33 protein-coding genes are annotated in these 21,028 nt (G+C 53.4%); 4 read left to right on the top strand and 29 right to left on the bottom strand.

What is annotated here, in order from left to right; translation table 11 throughout:
* Window positions 1-102: 102 nt before the first annotated feature.
* The 29 genes from rplQ to tuf are packed head-to-tail and all read right to left on the bottom strand — an operon-like array spanning window position 103 to window position 14,080.
* Window positions 103-567 carry a 50S ribosomal protein L17 gene (gene rplQ, locus BUC02_RS12005; RefSeq protein WP_073322861.1) on the bottom strand — a complete coding sequence of 155 codons (465 nt, stop codon included), beginning with the start codon at window positions 565-567 and terminating at the stop codon, window positions 103-105.
* 2 nt (window positions 568-569) lie between these two features.
* Window positions 570-1,544 carry a DNA-directed RNA polymerase subunit alpha gene (locus BUC02_RS12000; protein ID WP_072799957.1) on the bottom strand — a complete coding sequence of 325 codons (975 nt, stop codon included), beginning with the start codon at window positions 1,542-1,544 and terminating at the stop codon, window positions 570-572.
* Between the two features lie 18 nt (window positions 1,545-1,562).
* A complete protein-coding gene (gene rpsK / locus BUC02_RS11995; RefSeq protein WP_083564584.1) occupies window positions 1,563-2,003 on the bottom strand; it encodes a 30S ribosomal protein S11 in 441 nt (146 codons plus the stop codon).
* An 11-nt stretch (window positions 2,004-2,014) separates the two neighbouring features.
* Window positions 2,015-2,383 (bottom strand): 30S ribosomal protein S13, encoded by a 369-nt coding sequence (gene rpsM, locus BUC02_RS11990; protein ID WP_072799956.1) that lies wholly within the window; start codon window positions 2,381-2,383, stop codon window positions 2,015-2,017.
* Window positions 2,384-2,392: 9 nt separating this feature from the next.
* Window positions 2,393-2,509 (bottom strand): 50S ribosomal protein L36, encoded by a 117-nt coding sequence (gene rpmJ, locus BUC02_RS11985; RefSeq protein ID WP_014546097.1) that lies wholly within the window; start codon window positions 2,507-2,509, stop codon window positions 2,393-2,395.
* A 28-nt stretch (window positions 2,510-2,537) separates the two neighbouring features.
* The gene (gene infA, locus BUC02_RS11980; protein ID WP_014546098.1) at window positions 2,538-2,756 is read right to left on the bottom strand and encodes a translation initiation factor IF-1; all 219 of its coding nucleotides are present in this window, start codon (window positions 2,754-2,756) and stop codon (window positions 2,538-2,540) included.
* On the bottom strand, window positions 2,756-4,117 hold the full coding sequence (gene secY / locus BUC02_RS11975; RefSeq protein ID WP_073322859.1) for a preprotein translocase subunit SecY: 1,362 nt from the start codon (window positions 4,115-4,117) through the stop codon (window positions 2,756-2,758). The genes infA and secY overlap by 1 nt, the downstream gene beginning before the upstream one ends.
* Window positions 4,117-4,560, bottom strand: coding sequence for a 50S ribosomal protein L15 (gene rplO / locus BUC02_RS11970; protein WP_072799954.1), 444 nt, complete (start codon window positions 4,558-4,560; stop codon window positions 4,117-4,119). Before rplO ends, secY begins: the two co-directional genes overlap by 1 nt.
* 1 nt (window position 4,561) lies before the next feature.
* Complete coding sequence (gene rpmD, locus BUC02_RS11965; RefSeq protein ID WP_072799953.1) at window positions 4,562-4,741, bottom strand: 50S ribosomal protein L30; 180 nt, start codon at window positions 4,739-4,741, stop codon at window positions 4,562-4,564.
* 13 nt (window positions 4,742-4,754) lie between these two features.
* Window positions 4,755-5,237 (bottom strand): 30S ribosomal protein S5, encoded by a 483-nt coding sequence (gene rpsE, locus BUC02_RS11960; protein ID WP_072799952.1) that lies wholly within the window; start codon window positions 5,235-5,237, stop codon window positions 4,755-4,757.
* Window positions 5,238-5,248: 11 nt separating this feature from the next.
* Complete coding sequence (gene rplR / locus BUC02_RS11955; protein WP_072799951.1) at window positions 5,249-5,620, bottom strand: 50S ribosomal protein L18; 372 nt, start codon at window positions 5,618-5,620, stop codon at window positions 5,249-5,251.
* Window positions 5,621-5,629: 9 nt separating this feature from the next.
* Entirely contained in the window at window positions 5,630-6,169 is a 540-nt protein-coding gene (gene rplF / locus BUC02_RS11950) for a 50S ribosomal protein L6 (RefSeq protein WP_073323008.1), read from the bottom strand.
* A 2-nt stretch (window positions 6,170-6,171) separates the two neighbouring features.
* Complete coding sequence (rpsH, locus tag BUC02_RS11945) at window positions 6,172-6,567, bottom strand: 30S ribosomal protein S8 (protein WP_073057028.1); 396 nt, start codon at window positions 6,565-6,567, stop codon at window positions 6,172-6,174.
* Between the two features lie 13 nt (window positions 6,568-6,580).
* Window positions 6,581-6,766, bottom strand: a complete 186-nt coding sequence (locus BUC02_RS11940; RefSeq protein WP_072980638.1) for a type Z 30S ribosomal protein S14 — start codon at window positions 6,764-6,766, stop codon at window positions 6,581-6,583.
* A gap of 9 nt (window positions 6,767-6,775) precedes the next feature.
* Window positions 6,776-7,315 (bottom strand): 50S ribosomal protein L5, encoded by a 540-nt coding sequence (rplE, locus tag BUC02_RS11935; protein ID WP_073322857.1) that lies wholly within the window; start codon window positions 7,313-7,315, stop codon window positions 6,776-6,778.
* 9 nt (window positions 7,316-7,324) lie between these two features.
* On the bottom strand, window positions 7,325-7,624 hold the full coding sequence (gene rplX, locus BUC02_RS11930; protein ID WP_072799947.1) for a 50S ribosomal protein L24: 300 nt from the start codon (window positions 7,622-7,624) through the stop codon (window positions 7,325-7,327).
* Complete coding sequence (gene rplN, locus BUC02_RS11925) at window positions 7,624-7,992, bottom strand: 50S ribosomal protein L14 (protein ID WP_072799946.1); 369 nt, start codon at window positions 7,990-7,992, stop codon at window positions 7,624-7,626. Before rplN ends, rplX begins: the two co-directional genes overlap by 1 nt.
* Before the next feature lie 21 nt (window positions 7,993-8,013).
* Window positions 8,014-8,268 carry a 30S ribosomal protein S17 gene (rpsQ, locus tag BUC02_RS11920; protein WP_072980632.1) on the bottom strand — a complete coding sequence of 85 codons (255 nt, stop codon included), beginning with the start codon at window positions 8,266-8,268 and terminating at the stop codon, window positions 8,014-8,016.
* A gap of 18 nt (window positions 8,269-8,286) precedes the next feature.
* The gene (rpmC, locus tag BUC02_RS11915; RefSeq protein WP_072799944.1) at window positions 8,287-8,478 is read right to left on the bottom strand and encodes a 50S ribosomal protein L29; all 192 of its coding nucleotides are present in this window, start codon (window positions 8,476-8,478) and stop codon (window positions 8,287-8,289) included.
* Complete coding sequence (gene rplP / locus BUC02_RS11910; protein WP_072980630.1) at window positions 8,478-8,891, bottom strand: 50S ribosomal protein L16; 414 nt, start codon at window positions 8,889-8,891, stop codon at window positions 8,478-8,480. Before rplP ends, rpmC begins: the two co-directional genes overlap by 1 nt.
* 2 nt (window positions 8,892-8,893) lie before the next feature.
* On the bottom strand, window positions 8,894-9,553 hold the full coding sequence (rpsC, locus tag BUC02_RS11905) for a 30S ribosomal protein S3 (protein WP_072980628.1): 660 nt from the start codon (window positions 9,551-9,553) through the stop codon (window positions 8,894-8,896).
* A gap of 5 nt (window positions 9,554-9,558) precedes the next feature.
* A complete protein-coding gene (gene rplV / locus BUC02_RS11900; protein ID WP_072799941.1) occupies window positions 9,559-9,906 on the bottom strand; it encodes a 50S ribosomal protein L22 in 348 nt (115 codons plus the stop codon).
* Window positions 9,906-10,190: a 30S ribosomal protein S19 gene (gene rpsS / locus BUC02_RS11895; RefSeq protein WP_072980626.1), complete on the bottom strand. Its 285-nt coding sequence runs from the start codon at window positions 10,188-10,190 to the stop codon at window positions 9,906-9,908. Before rpsS ends, rplV begins: the two co-directional genes overlap by 1 nt.
* 3 nt (window positions 10,191-10,193) lie before the next feature.
* Window positions 10,194-11,024, bottom strand: coding sequence for a 50S ribosomal protein L2 (rplB, locus tag BUC02_RS11890; protein WP_073322855.1), 831 nt, complete (start codon window positions 11,022-11,024; stop codon window positions 10,194-10,196).
* Window positions 11,025-11,026: 2 nt separating this feature from the next.
* Complete coding sequence (rplW, locus tag BUC02_RS11885; RefSeq protein WP_073322853.1) at window positions 11,027-11,335, bottom strand: 50S ribosomal protein L23; 309 nt, start codon at window positions 11,333-11,335, stop codon at window positions 11,027-11,029.
* Window positions 11,335-11,955 (bottom strand): 50S ribosomal protein L4, encoded by a 621-nt coding sequence (gene rplD / locus BUC02_RS11880; protein ID WP_073057022.1) that lies wholly within the window; start codon window positions 11,953-11,955, stop codon window positions 11,335-11,337. The genes rplW and rplD overlap by 1 nt, the downstream gene beginning before the upstream one ends.
* Window positions 11,955-12,572: a 50S ribosomal protein L3 gene (rplC, locus tag BUC02_RS11875; protein WP_072980618.1), complete on the bottom strand. Its 618-nt coding sequence runs from the start codon at window positions 12,570-12,572 to the stop codon at window positions 11,955-11,957. Before rplC ends, rplD begins: the two co-directional genes overlap by 1 nt.
* 5 nt (window positions 12,573-12,577) lie before the next feature.
* Window positions 12,578-12,886, bottom strand: a complete 309-nt coding sequence (gene rpsJ, locus BUC02_RS11870) for a 30S ribosomal protein S10 (RefSeq protein ID WP_073057019.1) — start codon at window positions 12,884-12,886, stop codon at window positions 12,578-12,580.
* A 9-nt stretch (window positions 12,887-12,895) separates the two neighbouring features.
* The gene (gene tuf / locus BUC02_RS11865; RefSeq protein ID WP_073058390.1) at window positions 12,896-14,080 is read right to left on the bottom strand and encodes an elongation factor Tu; all 1,185 of its coding nucleotides are present in this window, start codon (window positions 14,078-14,080) and stop codon (window positions 12,896-12,898) included.
* A 554-nt stretch (window positions 14,081-14,634) separates the two neighbouring features.
* Here tuf and BUC02_RS11860 point away from each other — a divergent pair.
* From BUC02_RS11860 to BUC02_RS11845, 4 genes are all read left to right on the top strand, one after another.
* Window positions 14,635-16,143, top strand: coding sequence for a hypothetical protein (locus BUC02_RS11860; protein ID WP_073322851.1), 1,509 nt, complete (start codon window positions 14,635-14,637; stop codon window positions 16,141-16,143).
* Between the two features lie 191 nt (window positions 16,144-16,334).
* Entirely contained in the window at window positions 16,335-18,104 is a 1,770-nt protein-coding gene (locus tag BUC02_RS11855; protein WP_073323006.1) for a hypothetical protein, read from the top strand.
* Between the two features lie 197 nt (window positions 18,105-18,301).
* Complete coding sequence (locus tag BUC02_RS11850) at window positions 18,302-19,990, top strand: hypothetical protein (RefSeq protein ID WP_073322849.1); 1,689 nt, start codon at window positions 18,302-18,304, stop codon at window positions 19,988-19,990.
* An 82-nt stretch (window positions 19,991-20,072) separates the two neighbouring features.
* Window positions 20,073-21,026: a GDSL-type esterase/lipase family protein gene (locus tag BUC02_RS11845; protein WP_083564583.1), complete on the top strand. Its 954-nt coding sequence runs from the start codon at window positions 20,073-20,075 to the stop codon at window positions 21,024-21,026.
* The last annotated feature ends 2 nt before the right edge of the window (window positions 21,027-21,028 follow it).

Below are 21,028 nucleotides of genomic sequence, written 5' to 3'. Positions count from 1 at the left end.
TAGTTAATAGTTGCTAGGATTTTTTATCCAAGGTCAAATATCAAAAAAAGAGGGAGCCGACATACATCGGCCCCCATCTCCAATCTTTTGCACAAAGATCAATTATGCCTTGCTTTCGCCTTCGACCATGCTCACAGCTTCGGACTTGGGCTGTTCGCTAGCCTTCTTGGCCTTCACGACGATTTCGTCTTCGACGAGACCGACGAGAGCCATTTCGGAAGCGTCACCAGCGCGGTTCGGGCCGAGCTTGATGATGCGGGTGTAGCCGCCGTTACGGCCAGCATAGCGAGGACCGATCGTTGCGAACAGGTCCTGCACGGCCTTCGGGCTCATCACGAAGCGAGAAGCTTCACGACGTGCAGAAAGGTCACCCTTCTTTGCATAAGTGATCATGCGATCCACGCAGCTGCGGACGAGCTTAGCCTTGTGGAGAGTAGTGCGCACGTAGCGGTTGCTCTGCTCGGCTTCCATGCCCTTCTCAAGAATAGAAGTGGTAAGAGCGCGGAGGATGGCACGCTTGTGCTGGGCATTCACGCCCAATTTCTTGTTTTTTACACCGTGTCTCATGTTTAATCCTTCAAGTAGTCATCGACGTCCATGCCAAAAGAGAGGCCCATGGAGGTCAACACCTCGTTAAGTTCCACCAAGGACTTCCGACCGAAGTTCTTGTATTTAAGCATATCGTTTTCCTTGTTGCGCACAAGTTCGCCGACGGTATGGATGTTAGCCATACGGAGGCAGTTGCTGGAGCGAACGGAGAGTTCCAGGTCGTCCACGCGGGTGCGCAGGAGCTGGGCGATACGCTGACGTTCTTCATCCATTTCAAGTTCTTCGGGGCTTTCGAGATCGCCTTCGAAGTTGATGAAGATTTCCAGGTGGTCCATGAGGAGCTTTGCAGCGTATGCAAGAGCGTCTTCCGGATCGATGGAACCGTCAGTCGTGATTTCCAGTTCCAGACGGTTGTAGTCCGTCTTCTGGCCAACGCGGGTATCGCTGATGTGCATCGCGACTTTCTGCACCGGGTTGAAGTTGGCGTCCATGGCGATAACGCCAATCGGAGCGTCCTTGTCCTTCAATTCGTCGGCAGTGACGTAGCCGCGACCGCTGGAAATCTTCACTTCCAGGGAGAGCGATGCGTTACCGTTCAAGGTAGCGATATGGACGTCCGGAGTCAAGATGGCGACATTCGGATTGTCCATGAAGTCCTTGGCCGTGACTTCGCCTTCGCCGGACATGTCCAAGCGGAGCGTTTCGTCGTGGTCGGACAGGAGCTTCACGCGGATGCTCTTGAGATTCAGGATGATATCAGTGACATCTTCCTTCACACCCGGAATCGTCGAAAATTCCTTATCGACGCCTTCAATTTTCACGGAGACAATAGCCGCACCCTGCAGAGAGGAAAGGAGCGAACGACGGAGGGCGTTACCGAGGGTAATACCCCAGCCACGTTCCAAAGCCTCTACGACAAACTTGGCGTAGCGACCATCTTCGCCGGTTTCCACTTTCTGGAAGCTGCGCGGCATCTGAAGTGATTTCCACATCATTGGCGATACCTCTTTTAATTAGACTCTTCTCTTCTTTTTAGGACGGCAACCATTGTGCGGAACGCCCGTCACGTCTCGAATAGAGAGAACTTCGAGGCCCGCATTCTTGATAGCGCGGACAGCGGATTCACGACCGCCACCTGCGCCCTTGACGCGGACATCTACCTTGCGCATACCGAGGTCGAAAGCCTTGTGGGCAGCGACTTCAGCGGCGAGCTGGGCAGCAAACGGAGTGCTCTTACGAGAGCCCTTGAAACCGGAGTTACCCGGAGAGCCCCAAGCGACCACGTTGCCGCGAGCATCGGTGATAGAAACGATTGTATTGTTGAAGGAAGCGAACACGCAGGCGATGCCCTGGATGTCAATACGCTTCTTGCCCTTCTTGACCTTTTCTTCTGTAGCAGCAGCGACCGGAGCTTCGGCAGCGGCAGCAGTTTCCTTAATTTCTTCTTCAGCCACGATGAATCTCCTTACTTCTTCTTGTTAGCCACAGTCTTCTTGGGGCCCTTACGAGTGCGGGCATTGGTACGGGAGCGCTGACCGCGAACGGGGAGACCCTTGCGGTGGCGGATGCCGCGATAGCAGCCAATATCCTGCAGACGCTTAATGTTCAAGGTGATTTCTGCGCGGAGCTGACCTTCCACGGAGTATTCGTCTTCGAGGAGATGACGAATCTTACCTTGTTCTTCTTCAGTCAGGTCGTCACACTTCTTGTTCTTGTCGATGCCCAGCTGAGCACAGACCTTATTAGCGGTGAACAGACCGACACCATAGATTGCCGTCAGACCGTATTCAACAGTCTTGTTTTTCGGTAAATCGACACCAGCGATACGTGCCATACGATCTCCTTATCCCTGCTTCTGCTTGTGACGGGGGTTCTTCGAACAGATGATGCGCAATACACCCTTACGGCGGATGATCTTGCAGTTTTCACATCTGGGTTTAATGGAGGCTTTGATTTTCATAGGTTTGACCTTTCTTTGAAAATACCTATTACTTGTAACGGTATGTGATTCGCCCACGATTGAGATCGTAAGGAGAAATCTCTACCAACACTTTGTCGTCCGGCAAAATTCGAATGAAATGCCGACGCATTTTTCCTGAAACATGAGCGAGAATCTCGTGGCCATTTCCGAGTTGGACACGGAAGAAGGCGTTGGGAAGAGCTTCCAACACAACACCTTCTACTTGTATTCCTTCTTCTTTAGCCACTAAGACGCCATCCTGCCGCGAATGCGGCCATGCTTGAGGAAACCTTCATAATTCTTGGTATGCAACTGGGCTTCGAGTTGACGGAGCGTATCCAGCGCCACACCGACCACGATAAGTACCGAGGTGCCCCCAATATAGAAACTCATATTGAGTGCGTCTTTGAGATGGAGCGGACCAACACTGATTAAAGCGAGGAAAAGCGATCCAGGCAAAGAAATTCTCGTGAGAACGTGGTCTATGTACTTTGCAGTTTCGTTACCCGGACGGATTCCCGGAATAAATCCACCACTTCTCTTGAGGTTTTCGGCAATGTCGTTAGGGTTGTACTGGATTGCCGTGTAGAAGTAGGTGAAGAATATAATCAGGAGAGCGAAGATCACACTATAGGTAATGTGACCCGGGATGAACGCAGCCGCAAAGGACTGCATCGCAGAAACGTTCGGGAACCAGGAAGCGATCATGGCCGGAATGAACATGATGCAGCTTGCGAAGATCACGGGAATCACGCCAGCGGTATTCACCTTGAAAGGCAGATAGCTGGACTGGCCGCCCACGACCTTGGAACCTACGGTCCTGCGAGGACTTTGGAGTGGAATGCGACGGTTCGCTTGCTCGACGAATACGATAAAGCCGATAATCAGCACGACGACAGCGAGAATAAAGATCTCGATGGCGAGAGGCTGGATATCTTCCTTAAACATTTCAATTTCGGCAAGGGCAGCCCGCGGAAGGCCGCCGACGATACCGGCGAAGATGATAAGAGAAATACCGTTACCCACACCGTGCGAGGTAATCTGCTCGCCCAGGTACATCACGAAGATCGTACCGGCGGTGAAGGTCAGGGTAGCTAGTAAACGGAAACCGATGTTTCCGGCGCCCGTAGCGAAGTCATCAGCCAAGACAGACACTCCGGCACCGGTAGCGGTTGTCACCTTAAGGGACGAAAGCCACACAGAAATGCCCCATCCCTGCAAGGCAGCGAGAGCTACCGTAAAGTAACGGGTATATTGGTTCAGCCTGGCGCGCCCTTCCTGACCTTCCTTCTGAAGCATCTGGATAGCGGGAATCACGGAGCCCATCAACTGGATGATAATGCTCGCGCTGATGTACGGCATGATACCTAGGGCGAAGATAGTCGCTTTAGCGAATGCACCGCCCGTAAAGGAGTCATACAGACCGAACAAATTATTCGAGTTACGGAAGAACTCCGCCAGAACGGCAGAATTCACTCCGGGGATAGTGATGTGTGCGCCAAGGCGATAGATGATCAAGACACCGAGCGTAAAAAGGAGCTTTTTACGCAGGTCTTCGATCTTGAACGCATTAGCGAACGCATCAAGGGCTTTCTTGAGAGCTTCCATTAGACGATCTCGACTTTGCCGCCAGCAGCTTCGATCATGGCCTTGGCCTTTTCGCTGATGGCGTTAACCTTTACATTGATTGCCTTGTCGATGGTACCGAATGCGAGGACCTTGATAGGCAGTTCGATGTTCTTGATGAAACCCTGGTCAAACATTGCCTGGGCGTCGAAGTCCGTCACGCTGCAAGAAGCAAGCTTCTTGAGGTTAACGATCTGCGTGTCCTTGGCGAAGTGAGACTTGAAGCCACGCTTCGGGATGCGACGGTGGATCGGCATCTGGCCGCCTTCGAAGGCGACGCGACCGGCCTGTGCACTCTTACGAGCGCCGGCACCCTTCTGGCCACGGCCAGCGGTGGTGCCCCAACCGGAACCCGGACCGCGACCAATGCGCTTGCGGCTCTTGCCCTTGGCAGCCTTGCCAGGATTGAGAGTATTGAGTTCCATCTTAGATCTCCTCGACCTTCACCATGTCAGCCACGGCATTGATCATGCCCTGGATGCTGGGGGTCAAAACGTGTTCAACAGACTGTCCGATCTTACGGAGGCCGAGAGCAGCCACGTTAGCGCGGTGCATCGGGAGACGGCGGACAGTACCCTTAATCAAAGTAATACGAACTTTCTTCATCGTGTATTACTCCTTAGGCATTGGCACCGCGGAGAGCGGCGCAGTCCTGTTTGTTCTTCTGAGCCAAGAGACCTTCGAGGCAGGCGCTCACGACAGTGCTCGGGTTGGAAGAACCGTGAATCTTGGTGAGGATGTTGCGCACACCGGCCAGTTCGAGAACGGCACGGGCAGCGGCACCGGCGATAACACCAGTACCCGGGGCAGCCGGCATCAAGAGGATGCGGGTTGCGCCGCTCTTGACTTCGATGTCATGGGGAATGGTGCCGTCGAGGAGCTGCACTTCAACGATGTTACGCTGGGCGGCTTCGGTACCCTTACGGATAGCTTCGGAAACTTCCTTAGCCTTACCGAGACCAACACCGACCTTGCCGTTCTTGTTGCCAACGACAACGAGAGCGGAGAAGGACATACGGCGACCGCCCTTGACGGTCTTAGCGCAACGGTTGATGTGTACAACCTTGTCTTCAAATTCAGAAACTTGAGCTTCGCGTTCCAAAGTGTACCTCACTAGAATTTGAGTCCGCCTTCACGAGCTCCCTCAGCGAGAGCCTGAACGCGACCGTGATAGATGTAACCGCCGCGGTCAAAGACCACGGATTCAATGCCCTTGGACTTCGCGACTTCAGCAATCTGGATACCGAGCTGCTTGCTCTGTTCCGACTTCGTCATTTCACCAAACTTAGCCTGGAATTCCTTGGCAGTCGTGGTGAGCTGGACGAGAGACTTGTTGTTTTCGTCATCGATAATCTGGGCGACCATGTGAGACAAGGAACGGCGAACAGCCAAACGAGGGCATTCTGCAGTTCCGACAACAGACTTGCGCACACGTTCATGGCGTGCGATTCTGGACTGGATTCTTTTCTTAGCAATTGCAGTCATAGTTTACCCTTATTTACCTGTCTTCTTACCTTGCTTACGACGGACAATTTCGCCTTCGTACTTGACGCCCTTGCCCTTATACGGTTCAGGCTTCCTGTACTTGCGGATTTCTGCCGCAGCTTGGCCGACCTTCTGCTTATCGATGCCCTTGATAGAGATCTTCAGCGGGTCAACAGCCTTGAGTTCAACGCCTTCCGGGGCCTTGAAGACAACCGGATGAGAGAAGCCGAGAACCAGGTTGAGGTCCTTGCCCTTCTGTTCCACACGGTAACCAACGCCGACGATTTCGAGCGTCTTCTGGAAACCCTTGGTCACGCCTTCGACCATGTTGGCAACGAGAGCGCGAGTAGTGCCATGGATGGCACGGGTGAACTTCTGATCGTCAGGACGGGAGAAGGAAAGCTGGTTGCCTTCGAGCTTGATTGCAATCAGTTCATGAACGTCGGTCTCGAGCTTGCCGAGAGGACCTTCAACCTTGATGTTCTGACCATTGACGGCGACTTTCACGCCGGCCGGGATATTGATAATAGCTTTACCGATACGGGACATCTTTACCATACCTTTGCGATGACTTCACCACCCACGTTTTCCTTGCGGGCTTCGTGGTCGGTCATCACGCCTTTAGATGTGGAGATGATAGCATAGCCAAGGCCGTTGCGGACGCGCGGAAGCTTAGCAGCGTCGACATAGTGACGCAGACCAGGCGAAGAAATGCGCTGGATGCCCTGGATAGCGGATTCGCCCTTCGTGTAACGGAGGAGGACCTTGAGGATGCCCTGCTTACCGTCATCGACGACGACGAACTTTTTAATGAAACCTTTTTCCTGCAACACGCGAGCGATTTCACGCTTCAAGTTGCTGGCAGGAATGTCCACCACGGGGAGCTTTGCCGAAGCGGCATTGCGGATACGGGTGAGCATATCGGCGATAGGATCTGTCATTGCCATGAGTATACTCTCCTTACCAAGACGACTTTGTGATACCGGGGATTTCGCCGGCGAGTGCCATTTCGCGGAAGCAAATACGGCAAAGGCCAAAGCGGCGCATAAAGGCGTGCGGCCTACCGCAACGCTTGCAACGGTTGTACCCACGAACGGTATACTTCGGAGTACGCTTGCATTTTTCAATCATTCTTTTGCTTGCCATGGTATTACCTTACTTCCTGAAGGGGAGTCCAAGTTCTTCAAGCAGGGCGCGGCCTTCTTCGTCCGTCTTTGCAGAGGTCACGAAGGAGATGTCCATACCGAAGGTACGAGAAATCTTGTCGATGTCGATTTCAACAAAGATCGTCTGTTCCTTGATGCCGAGGGTGAAGTTACCCATGCCATCAAAGCCACGGCGTGCGAGACCACGGAAGTCACGGACACGCGGGAGGTCGATGTTGATGAAACGGAAGAGGAAGTCCCACATGTTGTCGCCGTGCAGGGTGACCTTAGCACCGATGCCGATACCTTCGCGCAGATGGAACTGAGCGATAGCCTTCTTGGCGTTGGTGACGACAGCCTTCTGACCGGTAATAGCGGTCAGGGTATCGACGGCTTCATCCAGGATCTTGCGGTTAGAGGCGGCAGCGCCGACACCCATGTTGAGCACGATCTTCTGGAGGCGGGGAATTTCCATCACGTTCTTGTAAGCAAACTTCTGCTGCAAGGCCGGAACTACTTTTTCGAGATAAAATTGCTTCATCTGGTTCATGTGTTACCTCTAGATAGCCTTGCCGGACTTGACGCTCACGCGGGAAGCCTTCTTGCCGGCTTCGCGCACGATACGGGTACGGACAGGAGTGTTGCCTTCGAGGAGCATCACGTTGGAAATGTCGATCGGCAGTTCCTTTTCGATGATGCCACCAGTCTGATTGGTCTGAGACGGCTTTTCATGACGCTTGCGGACGTTCACGCCCGAAACGGTCACCTTACCGCCCTTGACACTAATCACGGTGCCGGTCTTGCCCTTGTTGGCACCGGAAATCACCTTGACGTTATCATTCTTCTTGATGTTTGCCATTAGAGAACCTCAGGTGCGAGGGAGATGATCTTCATGTATTTCTTGTCGCGGAGCTCACGAGCCACCGGTCCAAAAATACGGGTTCCACGAGGTTCGCCATCCTTGTTGATGAGAACCACGGCGTTGTCCGAGAAACGGATGAACGTGCCATCCGGACGGGCAATTTCTTTGCGAGTGCGCACGACGACGGCGTCAGCTACGGAACCCTTCTTCACCTTGCTCTGGGGGATTGCGTCTTTGACGGCAACCTTGATGACATCACCGATGCTGGCATAGCGACGGTTGGTGCCACCCAAAACGCGGATGCAGGCGACTTCCTTGGCTCCACTGTTATCGGCCACGACGAGTCTGGTTTCTTCTTGAATCATATTCGCCTTACTCCAAAACGATTATTTCTTCTTAGCTACAATGCGAACGAGGCGCCAGCGCTTCGTTGCAGAGAGCGGACGAGTTTCCATGATTTCCACCAGGTCGCCTTCACCGGCTTCGTTGTTTTCATCGTGAGCCTTGAGCTTCTTGGTGGTGGTCATGATCTTGTTGTACACCGGGTGACGCTTACGGTTTTCAACTACGACGGTGATGGTTTTGTCCATCTTGTCAGAGCTGACGACACCCTGTCTTACCTTACGAAGGTTTCTATCCATTTCCTGCTCCTGCCCGGCTTATGCCTTGGCCTTTTCGGTGAGGATGGTCTTGACCCTAGCGATATCCTTGCGGGTATTGCGGATCGAAGAGGGTTTTTCCAAGTTACCGAGCTTGGCAGCCATACGGTAATTGAACAAATCGAGATTCAACTGAGCCAGTTTTTCCTTGAGCTGGTCAACGCCCAGTTCCTTTAATTCACGTGCCTTCATTAGATCTCCGATTCTTCGATGATTTTGCACTTGAGGGGGAGCTTCTGTGCTGCGACATGGAGAGCTTCCATGGCCAGTTCACGTTCGACACCACCCATTTCGAAAATGATGCGACCCGGGAGGATAACGGCTGCCCAGAATTCGACGGCGCCCTTACCCTTACCCATACGGGCTTCAGCAGGGTGACGGGTAACCGGCTTATCGGGGAAGACGCGGATCCAAACGCGGCCACCGCGCTTGATCTTACGGGTCATGGCGATACGAGCGGCTTCAATCTGACGAGCAGTCAGCCAGCACTTTTCAAGAGCCTGAATGCCGAATTCGCCGAAGGCGATGGAGTTGCCGCGGGAGGCAATGCCCTTCATGCGGCCTTTCATCTGCTTACGATGTAATGTTCTTTTAGGACTCAGCATAATTACTTCTCTCTCTTGTTATCGTTCATGACGTCCTTGCCAATCTTTTCGCCGTGCATGATCCACACCTTGATACCGATGGCACCATAGACGGTCTTGGCAATGGCAGTCGCGTAATCGATGTCGGCGCGGAGAGTGTGCAGAGGCACGCGGCCTTCGGCATACTTTTCGACGCGGGCAATTTCGGCACCACCGAGGCGGCCACCGCACTGCACCTTGATACCTTCAACGCCCATGCGCATAGCGGACTGGATAGCGCGCTTCATGGCACGACGGAAGGAAATACGCTTTTCGAGCTGACGAGCGATGTTTTCGGCAACCAGCTTGGCATCCGTTTCCGGGCGCTTGATTTCCTGGACGTTAATATAGATTTCTTTACCGGTGAGGAACTGGAGTTCGCCCTTGAGCTTTTCCAATTCTTCGCCCTTACGGCCGATCACGATACCCGGACGGGCGGTAAAGAGGTTCACGTTCACCTTCTTGACGGTGCGTTCGATGCCGACCTTGGAAAGGGAGGCATGTTCAAAACGCTTCATCAAGTAGCGACGGAGCACGATGTCTTCATAAAGAAGATCGGCAAACTTGTCTTCGGCATACCACTTGGATTCCCAGCCGCGGATAACGCCAAGACGAAGACCATTCGGATGAGTTTTCTGACCCATTTTAATTACTCCTTGTTGGCCACAACGACTGTGATGTGAGAGAGCGGCTTTTCGATACGGAAAGCACGGCCCTGGGAACGCGGGTGAATACGCTTCATGATGGTACCACCGTCGGCAGTGATGGTCTTGACGACCAGTTCTTCGGCGGCAACGGCACCAGCGGCCTTCTGCTTGAAGTTAGCGACAGCGGACTTCAGAGCATTTTCGACCAGCGGAGCACCCTTGGTCTGCGTGTGGAGAATAGAAAGCATTGCGAATGCTTCTGCAACGGACTTGCCGCGAACCAGGTCGACAACGCGACGGAGCTTGCGAACGCCGTAACGGACGTTTTTCACTTTAGCAACAGCTTGCATTATTTCTTTCCTCCAGCAGCGGTTTCAGTCTTACGGTGACCGCGGAAAGTGCGGGTCATGGAGAATTCACCCAGCTTGTGGCCGACCATGTTTTCGGTCACGTAGACGGGGATGAACTGCTTGCCGTTATAGACGGAGAACGTAAGTCCGACCATATCAGGAATGATGGTGGAACGACGGGACCAGGTCTTGATAGCCTGTTTCTTGTCGGAACCGGCCATCGCCTGGGCTTTGCTCAAAACGTGGGAATCCACGAAAGCACCTTTCTTAAGGGATCTGGACATGAATTAGGCCCTCTTCTGACGACGACGTACGATAAACCTATCGGTACGCTTATTGTTACGAGTTTTGGCACCCTTAGAGTTCTTACCCCAAGGAGAGCACGGATGACGACCACCAGAGGTACGACCTTCACCACCACCAAGGGGGTGATCGACCGGGTTCATAACGACACCACGGACGGACGGGCGAATGCCGAGCCAGCGAGAGCGGCCTGCAGAACCCGAGGATTCATTCATGTGATCGATATTGGAAACCTGACCCACGACGGCGAGGCAATCTTCCGGAATGTAGCGAACTTCGCCACTCGGGAGCTTGACCTGGCAGAGCTTGCCGTCTTTAGCGACGAGTTCTGCACCTGCACCAGCGGAACGAGCGATCTGAGCGCCCTTGCCCGGTTTCATTTCGATGTTGTGGATAATGGTGTTCAGCGGAATATCGCGGAGCGGAATAGCGTTACCGACGCGGAATTCGGCACCTTCGCCAGAATTCAGCACATCACCAACCTTGACGTCAGCCGGAGCGATGATGTAGCAGCGCTTGCCGTTCAGGTACTTGACCAGAGCGATACGAGCGGAACGGTTCGGATCGTATTCGATCGTTTCGACAGTGCAGGGGATGCCAGCGAACTGACGCTTGAAATCGATGATACGATACAGTTTCTTGTGACCACCACCGCGACGGCGGGAGGTGATTTCACCGGCGTTGTTACGGCCGGAGCTACGCTTGATGCCTTCGGTGAGCGGCTTGTACGGCTTTTCCGCAGTGATTTCCTTGCGGTCACCAATCTGCTTGTAGCGCAGCGTCGGGGTAAGCGGGCGATAAGACTTCAGACCCATGATTATACTCCTTCGAACTCGGCAATCTTTTGCCCGGCCTTAAGCGTGATGTAGGCCTTCTTCCAGTTGGACTTCTTGCCGGCGACCATGCCCATACGAACGCGCTTCATCTTGCCGCGGTTGATAAGGGTATTGACGGAATCGACCTTGACACCGAAACGCTTTTCGATAGCGTCCTTGATCTCGGTCTTCGTTGCGGTCTTGGCAACCTTGAATACATACTTGTGCACGTCATTACGCACAGCAGCCATCAGACGGGCGGTAGCTTCGGTAATGTGCGGTGCAACGAGAATTTCGTGAAGTTCACTCATTAGCGGCCTCCTTCCAGTTCGGCGAGAGCTGCCTGGGAGATGACGACGTTGTTGGCGCGAACGATGTCGTAAGTGTTGACATCGGCAACGCGTGCGCAACGGCACCAAGGAATGTTGTTAGAAGAGAGGTAAAGGTTCTTGTCAGCTTCGCTCACGAGGAAGAGAGCGTTGCGCTGTTCGAGACCGGCCTTGTTGAGGACGGCGAGGAGATCCTTAGTCTTCGGGGCGTTGAAAGCGAGAGCTTCGAACACCTGCACCTTGCCTTCGGCAGCCTTAGCAGCGAGAGCAGAGCGGAAAGCGATCTTCTTGACCTTCTTGTTCACCTTTTCAAAGTAGTCATGGGACTTCGGACCATGAGCCTTGGCACCACGAACCCACACAGCAGAGGTGTTCTGACCGGAACGAGCGCGGCCCGTGCCCTTCTGCTTCCAGGGCTTCTGACCACCACCGCTAACGGCGGACTTGTTCTTGGTCTGGGCAGTGCCCTGACGGTTGTTGTTCAGGATAGCCTTGATATGCAAGTACATGCAGACCTTGTTGACTTCCTGATCGAACATGGCCGGGAGCTGAATATCATTCTTGAAATCGCCAGTAGCGGCGAAAAGCTTTGCTGTAGCCATTAGTCTTTCCTCACCACGATGATGCTGTTCTTTGCACCGGGAACTGCGCCGCGGACAAAGATCAGGTTGCGGTCGCCGTCAACCTTGACGACCTGGAGGTGCTTCACGGTCACTTTCTTGTTACCGAACTGACCGGCCATACGCTTGCCCGGGAAAACGCGGCCCGGATAAGAGTGAGCGGACGTACCACCCGGTTCGCGCATGTTGTGCGTACCGTGAGAACGAGGACCGCTGTGGAAGTTATGGCGCTTGATGGTACCGGAGAAGCCGTGACCCTTGGAGAGGCCAGAGACATTCACCATCTTCACATCGGCGAAGTCAGCTGCACCGAATTCCTTGCCAACCGGCCAGGCTTCGAGATCAGCGACATCGAATTCAGCGAGGTGTTCACGAACAGCGACATCAGCCTTCTTGAAGTGGCCGATTTCTGCCTTGTTGGCACGCTGTTCTTTCTTGAGACCAAAGCCGATCTGGACAGCAGTGTAGCCGTCCTTCTCTTCTGTCTTATGGCAAACGACCACGCACGGACCGGCTTCGAGAACCGTTACAGGAACGCGTTCGCCCTGTTCCGTGAACACTTGGGTCATTCCCAATTTCTTTGCGAGAATACCGTTCATTGTTATTAAACCTTAATTTCGACTTCAACGCCTGCCGGCAAGTCAAGTTTCATGAGGGAATCTACAGTCTGCGGCGTAGCATCAAGGATGTCGATAAGACGCTTGTGCGTACGGGATTCGAACTGTTCACGAGAAGTCTTGTTAATATGCGGAGAGCGGAGCACCGTATACTTCTGGATCTTCGTCGGAAGAGGGATGGGGCCGGCAATGCGTGCCCCAGTGTTCTTAGCTGTATTCACGATGTCTTGAGCGGAGCGGTCGATCATACGATGGTCGAAGCTCTTCAAGCGAATACGAATGCGTTCACCAGCCATGATAATTCCTTACTTGATGATTTCGGTTACGGAGCCAGCGCCAACGGTACGGCCACCTTCGCGGATTGCGAAGCGGAGCTGCTTTTCCATTGCCACCGGGGCGATCAGGTTCACGTGGATGGTCACGGTGTCACCCGGAGTCACCATTTCGACACCTTCCGGAAGCTGGATCGTGCCAGTCACGTCGGTGGTGCGGAAGTAGAACTGAGGACGGTAGCCGTTCATGAACGGAGTGTGACGGCCGCCTTCGTCCTTAGTAAGAACGTAGATTTCAGCCTTGAATTCGGCGTGCGGAGTGACGGACTTCGGGGCTGCGAGCACCTGGCCGCGGCTGACGTCCTTCTTTTCTGCGCCGCGGAGGAGCAGACCGACGTTGTCGCCTGCCTGGGCGTCGTCGAGGAGCTTGCGGAACATTTCCACGCCGGTGACCACGTATTCGGCAGTTTCGCCGAGACCGACGCGTTCGACCTTGTCGTTCAGGTGAACGACGCCGCGTTCGATACGACCGGTGGCGACAGTGCCACGACCGGTGATGGTGAACACGTCTTCGATCGGCATCAGGAACGGCTTTTCGGTTTCGCGGGCCGGCAGCGGGATGTAGCTGTCGCAGGCGTCCATAAGTTCCATGATCTTGTCCTGGTAGGCGGGGTCGCCTTCGAGGGCCTTGAGGGCGGAACCGCGGATGATCGGGGTATTGTCGCCGTCAAATCCGTACTTGGACAGAAGGTCGCGGACTTCCATTTCGACGAGGTCGAGGAGTTCTTCGTCGTCCACCATGTCAACCTTGTTCATGAACACGACGATCTTCGGCACGCCAACCTGGTGGGCGAGGAGGATGTGTTCACGGGTCTGCGGCATCGGGCCGTCAGTAGCAGCCACGACGAGGATGGCGCCGTCCATCTGGGCAGCACCGGTCACCATGTTCTTGACGTAGTCGGCGTGCCCCGGGCAGTCGACGTGAGCGTAGTGACGGTTTGCAGTGGTGTATTCCACGTGGGAGGTGTTGATCGTGATACCGCGGGCCTTTTCTTCGGGAGCGTTGTCGATTTCGTCGAAACGCTTGGCGGCGGCGAGGCCGCGTGCAGCGAGGGTCGTGCAGATTGCGGCGGTCAGAGTGGTCTTGCCGTGGTCAACGTGGCCGATGGTGCCGATGTTGCAGTGCGGCTTGCTTCTGTCAAAATGTTCTTTTGCCATTTTTTCCTCTTCTTCAGCAGAAGGTTTATCGCTTCGAATCCTAGGAACGGCGCGGGTTAAACGCATATTCCTGTTATTTCGCAAAGCATAGGAAGCGGTACTTTGCGAATTTTGCCGAACAAATTTAGCAAATTCAAGGAATTTTTCAAGCATATTTTTTTGTTTTTCGCCCAAAAACGCGGATTTTGACCATTATCGAGCCGTTTTCGGCCTTCTGGAAGTCAACGCAAGCCTCAAACCCCTTTTTACAGAAAATGGCGTTTTTAGCCCAATTTCAAAGGTTCAATATTTTAATCCTACATAAACTCCAACTTATCAACAATTTAAACACAGCGTCACCCTTAAGCTAGACAGACCCTCGATTTATCAACAACTTTTTTGTAAAAAGATTTTTACTTAACAAGAATTTACATTGCAGACGTCCCTGTAAACTTCTCCTCACGTTTCGGAACGGCCGAGGAACACTAATATATTGTACTATATAATTTTACATCGTTTTTTGATTTTTTTATCTATCTTGTGCCTTGAGTGTTTATGGGAGCATGAGGAACTTTATGAAGAAGAAACTTTTTACGCTATTGCTGTCTGCAGCAGCGGTCGCCTTGATTTGCAATTGCGGCGACGACGCCGTAATCAATGCCGACAACAACAGTAACAGCAGTCGCCCCATCATTGTCAGCCAGCCCTCTTTTTTGTATAGAGATGGCGACACCAACTACATTATCGACGCCTACGGCTTTGTGACTAACGAAGCCGGCGACACGATCGCGCTTGCCGATATTGCAACCGGCCTGATTGTGGCCCTGGACAGCCAGAGGACCATTATTGCGCAAAACGTCAATTTCGCCGAACTGGAAATCTTGTCACCGACAATCATTACCGAAGCCGCGTGGGTTTTGCACGCCGACAAGAACTACGTGATTCACCCCATGAACCAGCATGGCGTCGTTATCGTCACGGACGCTTCTGGAGCAGCAATCGGCTCGATGATTTTCAAGACTGGTTCCGATGGCGTCCCCACGACTGTCGGCGATATCGTCGACCTGGAAGGAAACGTCCTCGTCGGCAACGTCGACTTGAATGACCTCAACATTTACCAGCCCAACACGAACCCGGTTCCGGTGCCAGTCGAAAGTTCTTCGAGCAACGACAACCCGGGTCCGGGCCCTGTCCTCACCTCTTCTAGCTCTGTCGAGAACCCGGGCAACTCCAGCTCCTCGAAAACGAATTCTACGTCCAGTTCTTCGAAAACGAAATCTTCGAGCTCTGCCGCAAAGTCCTCTTCGAGTTCCGCCAAGTCCAGCAGTTCCTCTGCAAAGAGCAGCTCTTCTAACGGCGGAAGCGGCGGATGCCCGGCTATCAAGGTCAAAAGTGGCGGCGCAAGCGGTAGCGGTTGGGCCACCCGTTACTGGGACTGCTGTATGCCCCACTGCTCATGGCCCGAACATGGCGGCCAAGCCAAGGTGTGCGATTCCAGAGGCAAGAACCCTATCGGTAACGGTAGCGGCAGCGTCTGCTCCGGCGGCGGTGGCGCAGCTTGCACAAGCCAGATTCCGTTTACGGTGGACGGCTGCGAGGAATACGGCTTTGCATTCGCGGCAGTGCCGGCCTCTAACGGTGGCGACTGCGGTAAGTGCTTCCAGTTGACCTTCACTGGCGAAGGCCACTATAGTTCCACGAACGGCAACACCAGGAAACTCAAGAACCAGAACAAGAAACTCATCATCATGACAACAAACATTGGTGGTGATGTACAACAGGGTCAGTTCGACATCATGATCCCCGGTGGCGGCGTCGGTATGTTCAACGGCTGCGCCAATATGGGCTGGGGCGCGCAGGGCGAGCAATACGGCGGCCTCCTCTCCGACTGCGAAAAGGAACACAACTACAACGCAGGCAAAATGGCAAGTTGCCTGACCGAAAAGTGCAACAAGTCCTTTGCAAACGACGAAGAAGCCAAGAAGGGCTGCCTCTTCCTTGCCACTTGGATGAACGCAGCAGGCAACCCCGAACACAATTACGTGGAAGTGGAATGCCCCGAAGTTCTCAAGAAAAAGTACTAATCCACTAGCGTGAAATTCTGAAACATTTAGCCCCGGCAAGCCGCCGGGGCTTTTTTCAGCAGATCAACTCCCCTTTTGACTTATTTTTTTTTACGTGTCTTTTGGGACTGAATAAGCTATTTTATAGGTCGGATGGAATTGGAGCGACTTTCGATACGGAAGTCTTATTTTCAACACGTTTGAGGATGTTTATGAAAAACCGATTCCTTAAGTCCGCACTGGCCTTGAGCGCAGTTTTGGCTTTTGTCAATTGCTCCGAAGAAGCAACCGACGCAATCAACAACAATTTGAATGCCGATAATGGAACCGAACAGGTCCAGCCCAATGACGTGGCTTGGCTTCTCGATATCGGACAAGACCTCCTGATTTATCCTGCAGGCATCGTAACCGACGCTAACGGCAGCGTCGTCGGAACAATCACGTTCAACGAAGACGGCCACACCGGAAGCATCACCGCCCCGGACGGCACTCCTATCGTCGACAACATTGACGTAAGCTTGCTGGAAATCACCACGCTTGAACAAGTCAAGGCAAGTAACACCAGTATTCCCGCATCTTCGGCGACAACAAGCACCCAGACCTCTTCGGCAAATGCAACAACTACCCCCGACCCGCTCTCTTCCGCAAGCGTACTGCCGGGGCTCTCTTCTGCAACGGATCTGCCGGGAACGTCTTCGGCTAACGTGCAGCCGACATCTTCCGCCGATGTGCAGCCGGGCATTTCTTCGAGCGTGAACAATTCCGCAAACTCCTCGTCTAGCCAAAAGCAAAGCCAGAGCAGCAACTCGAATACACAGCAGACCGTAGGCAATATCACCGTAACCGGAAACTTGACCCAGACTGTCGCCAAGGGCGGATCTATCAGCAAGGTCACCTTCAGCGGCGTGGAATCAGAACCGCAAAGAAGCTGGACACTGCATTTCTTGCAAGCAAACTACGACAAGAACGCCAAGACCTACACGCTGGAAGGTTCTGTCCCCGATTACTGGGACCAGGCCAAGGCAACCGAAGAAATCACTATCGGCGGCCAGAAGTTCTCCTTCGTCTTGACCGTTGACGGCGCCGCTACGGCAAAAAGCTCCAGCAGTACGTCCAAGTCCTCCAACAGCGTGCAGTCATCCTCTTCTCAGCAGCAGCCCAAGTCAAGCAGCTCTGTCGTAAAATCTTCTAGCTCCGTCACCCCGTCTTCGAGCAGCGTAAAGTCCAGCAGTTCGCAGAACACCAATACCAACGCCTCTGCAGAAGAAGCCAAGTACCTCAACGCAGGTGTAGGAGGACAACCAGGATGGGCAACCCGCTACTGGGACTGCTGCATGCCCCACTGCGCACAACCCGCACACGGCGGCACGGCTAGGACTTGCAGCGCCAATGGGGGAAAGACTGTCATAGACAACAACAGCACCAAAAATATCTGTCAAGAAGGCGGACAGGGTGCCACCTGCACCAGCCAGATTCCTATTATCGTGAGCGAAAAGCTGGCCTACGCATTCGCGGCAACTCCCGGTAACGACAACACCTGCGGCAAGTGCTTCGCCCTCACCTTTACGGGCGAAGGCAAGTACGAAACCAAGGAAAATCACAAGAAACTCAAGGGCAAGACACTTGTGGTGATGGCATCGAACATCGGCTACGATGTAGCCGGCGGTCAGTTTGACGTGATGATTCCGGGTGGCGGATTCGGAGCCTTTAACGGATGCGCCCAGATGGGCTGGAATATCCCGAGCAACACCACGACATACGGGGGTTTCCTCAGCGACTGCGAAAACGAATCCGGCTACGACGGCGACGTATACTCCAAACGCAAGGAATGCCTTACCAAGAAGTGCAACAGCGCCTTCGCAAACGACACCGAAGCCAAGGAAGGCTGCCTCTTCTTGGCAACCTGGATGGAAGCAGCAGGCAACCCGAACCACACCTACAAGGAAGTGGAATGCCCGCAGGCACTCAAGGCGAAATACTAATCCCATAGGTGCCAAAACGCTGAAACTTTTGGTCCCGGCAAGCGCCGGGGCCTTATTTTTTTGTGAGCCAAATCGCATAATTGATTGACTTTCAATTTTTTACGTGAATTTTCTTGACAATTAAACTATCTTTTGCGTCGGATGGAATTGGAAGGACTTTCAAATGAAAGTCTCATTAGTTTTATTTGAGGACACTTATGAAATACCAATTCCTGAAGTCCGCTCTGATCCTGGGATCCGTTCTGGCATTCGTGAACTGCACCGATGATGCTACTGACGTCATCAGCAACCTCGATCCCAACGCTAATCAACCTTCGGAAAACGATCCAAGTGCCATGCCGGCAGACGATCCCTGTTGGCTCATCAACGCCGACCAGCCCTACCTCATCTACCCCGCAGGTATCGTGACGGACCTCAAGGGAAATCCGGTCGCGACATTCGTATTTACCGATGAAAACTATACAACCGGCAACATGATTGCCGCCGACGGTTCTACCATCATCTTGAACAACATCGCCCTGGATAACCTCACTGTCGTTACCCGCGCAACAGCCTCCATGGCCTTGCCGCCGTCTTCTTCCGCAGCCATCGAAACCCCGGCCTCGTCTGCAGACGTGACTCCGACGGTTTCTTCGAGCAGCACTGGAACCACTCCGACCAGTAGCGAAACGGCCGCAAACAACGACAAGAGCTCATCTTCTGAAGAAAAGCAGGTTGCGACTTCTTCGGCCACCCAGACCCCCATTACCGACGGCAAGGTCACGATTACCGGTAGCCTGACCCAGACGGTCGCCCAGAAGGCATCTACGAGCGAAATCAAGTTCAGCGGTCTTTCCAACGAACCGACTCGCCTCTCCTGGAACGCCTACTTCCTCGAAACCAGCTACAGCAACGGCACCTACACCATCAAGGCAATCACCGTGCCCGAATACTTTGAAGTCGGCGAAGTGAGCGAATTCTTCAAGGTCGAAGGCAAGGATTACGAATTCAAGATTACCGTGACCAAGGCCGGCAGCGGAAGCACCTCCAAGTCTTCCAGCAGCCAGCAACAGCAGAAATCTTCCAGCTCCCAGCAGGCCAAATCCTCTTCTAGCCAGCAGGCAAAATCCTCCTCTAGCGTCCAGCCGGTTTCCTCCAGCAGTAAACAGGTTGTCACAACGGGTTGCCCGACCATCAAGACTAAGGGTGGCGCAAGCGGTTCCGGCTTTGCAAGCCGCTATTGGGACGGTTGCAAACCGAGCTGTTCCTGGAAGAACAATGCAGGTAGCGCAGGCCCTGCAAAGCAGTGCAGCAGAGACGGCAAAACGGCTAGCACGAATTACGACGAACAGAGTGTCTGTAGCGGTGGTGGCGCCGCTACCTGCACAAGCCAGATTCCGTTCACGATTGACGGTTGCGACAACATCGGTTTCGCCTTTGCAGCAGTTCCTGCATCTAACGGTGGCCAGTGCGGCAAGTGCTTCCAGCTTACCTTTACCGGCAAGGGCAAGTACGAAACCAAGGGCAACCATAAGAAACTCGAAGGCAAGAAGCTCATCATCATGGTCACAAACATCGGTGCCGATGTGAACCAGGGCCAGTTCGACGTGATGATTCCGGGCGGCGGCGTTGGCCTTTACAATGGTACCTCCGGCTACAACTGGGGATCTCAGGGCGCCCAATACGGCGGACTTTTGACCGATTGCGAAAAAGAAGCCGGTACTGCAGGCGATGTCACCAACAAGCGCAAGGAATGCCTTATTAAAAAGTGCAACTCCTCTTTCGGCAGCGACACGCAGGCCAAGGAGGGCTGCCTCTTCCTTGCTAACTTTATGGAAGCAGCAGGCAATCCGACCCACAACTACACTGAAGTGGAATGCCCCGAAGTTCTTAAGAGCAAGTACTAATTTTTTCTTAAGCTGAGAGAAACACCCGTTGGCTTTTGCCGACGGGCTTTTTTATATTTAAAGCATAAAGGAGTGTTTTCGGATGTTTGGAAAATTAAAAGTCATATCTTTGGCTGTATCCTTGGCTGCATCTGGCACGATTGCCGCCAATGTTGCCTGCGTCGGCAACAGCATTACCGAGGGCTACGGCATTGACTGGGGCGTAAAGAAATACCCCGACCACTTGCAAGACCTGATGCAGCCGGGCGATTCCGTCGCAAACTTCGGGACATCGGGAAAGATGTTCTACAAGGAGAGTGGTGAATCTTACTGGGTACAGGGAAAAATCAAGGAAGCGCTAGCCTTCCCCGCCGATATCGTGGTGATCGAGCTTGGCACCAATGACAGCAAGCTATTCTACTTTACCTACTACAATGTCACGGTGGACATGTTGAAGCCCTCTTACGAGGACCTGCTCGACACCTTTGCCCACCTGCCCACAAGTCCCGAAATCTATGCCACGCTGCAGCCTTATTCCAACAACGTGGAATGGGGCATCATGGATACCTCGATTGTCAAGTATATCAATCCGCTCATCAAGGAAACCGCGATAGAAAAAGGCGTAAATATCATCGACTTGCATACGCTTTTCAAGACACCGGACTGGTTCCTTGCCGATAGCGTCCATCCTAACACCAAAGGCGCCCAGGAACTCGCCAAAATCGTGAACAAGTATATTGCCATGGCAAAGCCGACTTTAACCCAGAATACGTCGGCATTGCAGGTAAATGGCACGCATTATGGTATCCGCTGGTACAGGGACGGCAAGATGATCGAAGGCGCCAACAAGGAACAGCTTTCGCTCAGCGAAAAAGGCAAGTACAAGGCCCTCGTCAAGGTCGAAAACGACAACGATTCCTGGCTAGTAAGCGAAGAAATCGAAGTGACTGACTTGGGCGGGTCAACAGGCATCGCCAAGGGCAATAAAAACGCGGCGCAGCCGAAACTGCGCAAGCTACGTCATAAAGTGGATGTAAAAGGCAGACAGGCTGAATAAGC

The sequence above is a fragment of the Fibrobacter sp. UWOV1 genome, assembly GCF_900142495.1.
In the GTDB taxonomy this organism is placed as follows: domain Bacteria; phylum Fibrobacterota; class Fibrobacteria; order Fibrobacterales; family Fibrobacteraceae; genus Fibrobacter.
This window is presented reverse-complemented; position numbering and strand designations above follow the sequence as displayed.

Bases quoted from the DNA above. Each gene is read 5' to 3' on its own strand.
- rpsH (WP_073057028.1), bottom strand. From the start codon at position 6,567: ATGGCAATGACAGATCCTATCGCCGATATGCTCACCCGTATCCGCAAT.
- BUC02_RS11850 (WP_073322849.1), top strand. From the start codon at position 18,302: ATGAAATACCAATTCCTGAAGTCCGCTCTGATCCTGGGATCCGTTCTG.
- rplO (WP_072799954.1), bottom strand. From the start codon at position 4,560: ATGGAACTCAATACTCTCAATCCTGGCAAGGCTGCCAAGGGCAAGAGC.
- rpsJ (WP_073057019.1), bottom strand. From the start codon at position 12,886: ATGGCTGGTGAACGCATTCGTATTCGCTTGAAGAGCTTCGACCATCGT.
- rplX (WP_072799947.1), bottom strand. From the start codon at position 7,624: ATGGCAAACATCAAGAAGAATGATAACGTCAAGGTGATTTCCGGTGCC.
- rplE (WP_073322857.1), bottom strand. From the start codon at position 7,315: ATGAACCAGATGAAGCAATTTTATCTCGAAAAAGTAGTTCCGGCCTTG.
- rplB (WP_073322855.1), bottom strand. From the start codon at position 11,024: ATGGGTCTGAAGTCTTATCGCCCGCTTACCCCGACGCTGCGCTACAAG.
- rpmC (WP_072799944.1), bottom strand. From the start codon at position 8,478: ATGAAGGCACGTGAATTAAAGGAACTGGGCGTTGACCAGCTCAAGGAA.
- rpmD (WP_072799953.1), bottom strand. From the start codon at position 4,741: ATGAAGAAAGTTCGTATTACTTTGATTAAGGGTACTGTCCGCCGTCTC.
- secY (WP_073322859.1), bottom strand. From the start codon at position 4,117: ATGGAAGCTCTCAAGAAAGCCCTTGATGCGTTCGCTAATGCGTTCAAG.
- rplW (WP_073322853.1), bottom strand. From the start codon at position 11,335: ATGAGTGAACTTCACGAAATTCTCGTTGCACCGCACATTACCGAAGCT.
- BUC02_RS11845 (WP_083564583.1), top strand. From the start codon at position 20,073: ATGTTTGGAAAATTAAAAGTCATATCTTTGGCTGTATCCTTGGCTGCA.
- rplN (WP_072799946.1), bottom strand. From the start codon at position 7,992: ATGATTCAAGAAGAAACCAGACTCGTCGTGGCCGATAACAGTGGAGCC.
- rplR (WP_072799951.1), bottom strand. From the start codon at position 5,620: ATGACTGCAATTGCTAAGAAAAGAATCCAGTCCAGAATCGCACGCCAT.
- rplC (WP_072980618.1), bottom strand. From the start codon at position 12,572: ATGAACGGTATTCTCGCAAAGAAATTGGGAATGACCCAAGTGTTCACG.
- BUC02_RS11855 (WP_073323006.1), top strand. From the start codon at position 16,335: ATGAAAAACCGATTCCTTAAGTCCGCACTGGCCTTGAGCGCAGTTTTG.
- rplV (WP_072799941.1), bottom strand. From the start codon at position 9,906: ATGCAAGCTGTTGCTAAAGTGAAAAACGTCCGTTACGGCGTTCGCAAG.
- rpmJ (WP_014546097.1), bottom strand. From the start codon at position 2,509: ATGAAAATCAAAGCCTCCATTAAACCCAGATGTGAAAACTGCAAGATC.
- rplQ (WP_073322861.1), bottom strand. From the start codon at position 567: ATGAGACACGGTGTAAAAAACAAGAAATTGGGCGTGAATGCCCAGCAC.
- rpsQ (WP_072980632.1), bottom strand. From the start codon at position 8,268: ATGGATAGAAACCTTCGTAAGGTAAGACAGGGTGTCGTCAGCTCTGAC.
- BUC02_RS11860 (WP_073322851.1), top strand. From the start codon at position 14,635: ATGAAGAAGAAACTTTTTACGCTATTGCTGTCTGCAGCAGCGGTCGCC.
- rplF (WP_073323008.1), bottom strand. From the start codon at position 6,169: ATGTCCCGTATCGGTAAAGCTATTATCAATATCCCGGCCGGCGTGAAA.
- rplD (WP_073057022.1), bottom strand. From the start codon at position 11,955: ATGGCTACAGCAAAGCTTTTCGCCGCTACTGGCGATTTCAAGAATGAT.
- rpsM (WP_072799956.1), bottom strand. From the start codon at position 2,383: ATGGCACGTATCGCTGGTGTCGATTTACCGAAAAACAAGACTGTTGAA.
- tuf (WP_073058390.1), bottom strand. From the start codon at position 14,080: ATGGCAAAAGAACATTTTGACAGAAGCAAGCCGCACTGCAACATCGGC.
- BUC02_RS12000 (WP_072799957.1), bottom strand. From the start codon at position 1,544: ATGATGTGGAAATCACTTCAGATGCCGCGCAGCTTCCAGAAAGTGGAA.
- rplP (WP_072980630.1), bottom strand. From the start codon at position 8,891: ATGCTGAGTCCTAAAAGAACATTACATCGTAAGCAGATGAAAGGCCGC.
- BUC02_RS11940 (WP_072980638.1), bottom strand. From the start codon at position 6,766: ATGGCAAGCAAAAGAATGATTGAAAAATGCAAGCGTACTCCGAAGTAT.
- rpsC (WP_072980628.1), bottom strand. From the start codon at position 9,553: ATGGGTCAGAAAACTCATCCGAATGGTCTTCGTCTTGGCGTTATCCGC.
- rpsS (WP_072980626.1), bottom strand. From the start codon at position 10,190: ATGTCCAGATCCCTTAAGAAAGGTGCTTTCGTGGATTCCCACGTTTTG.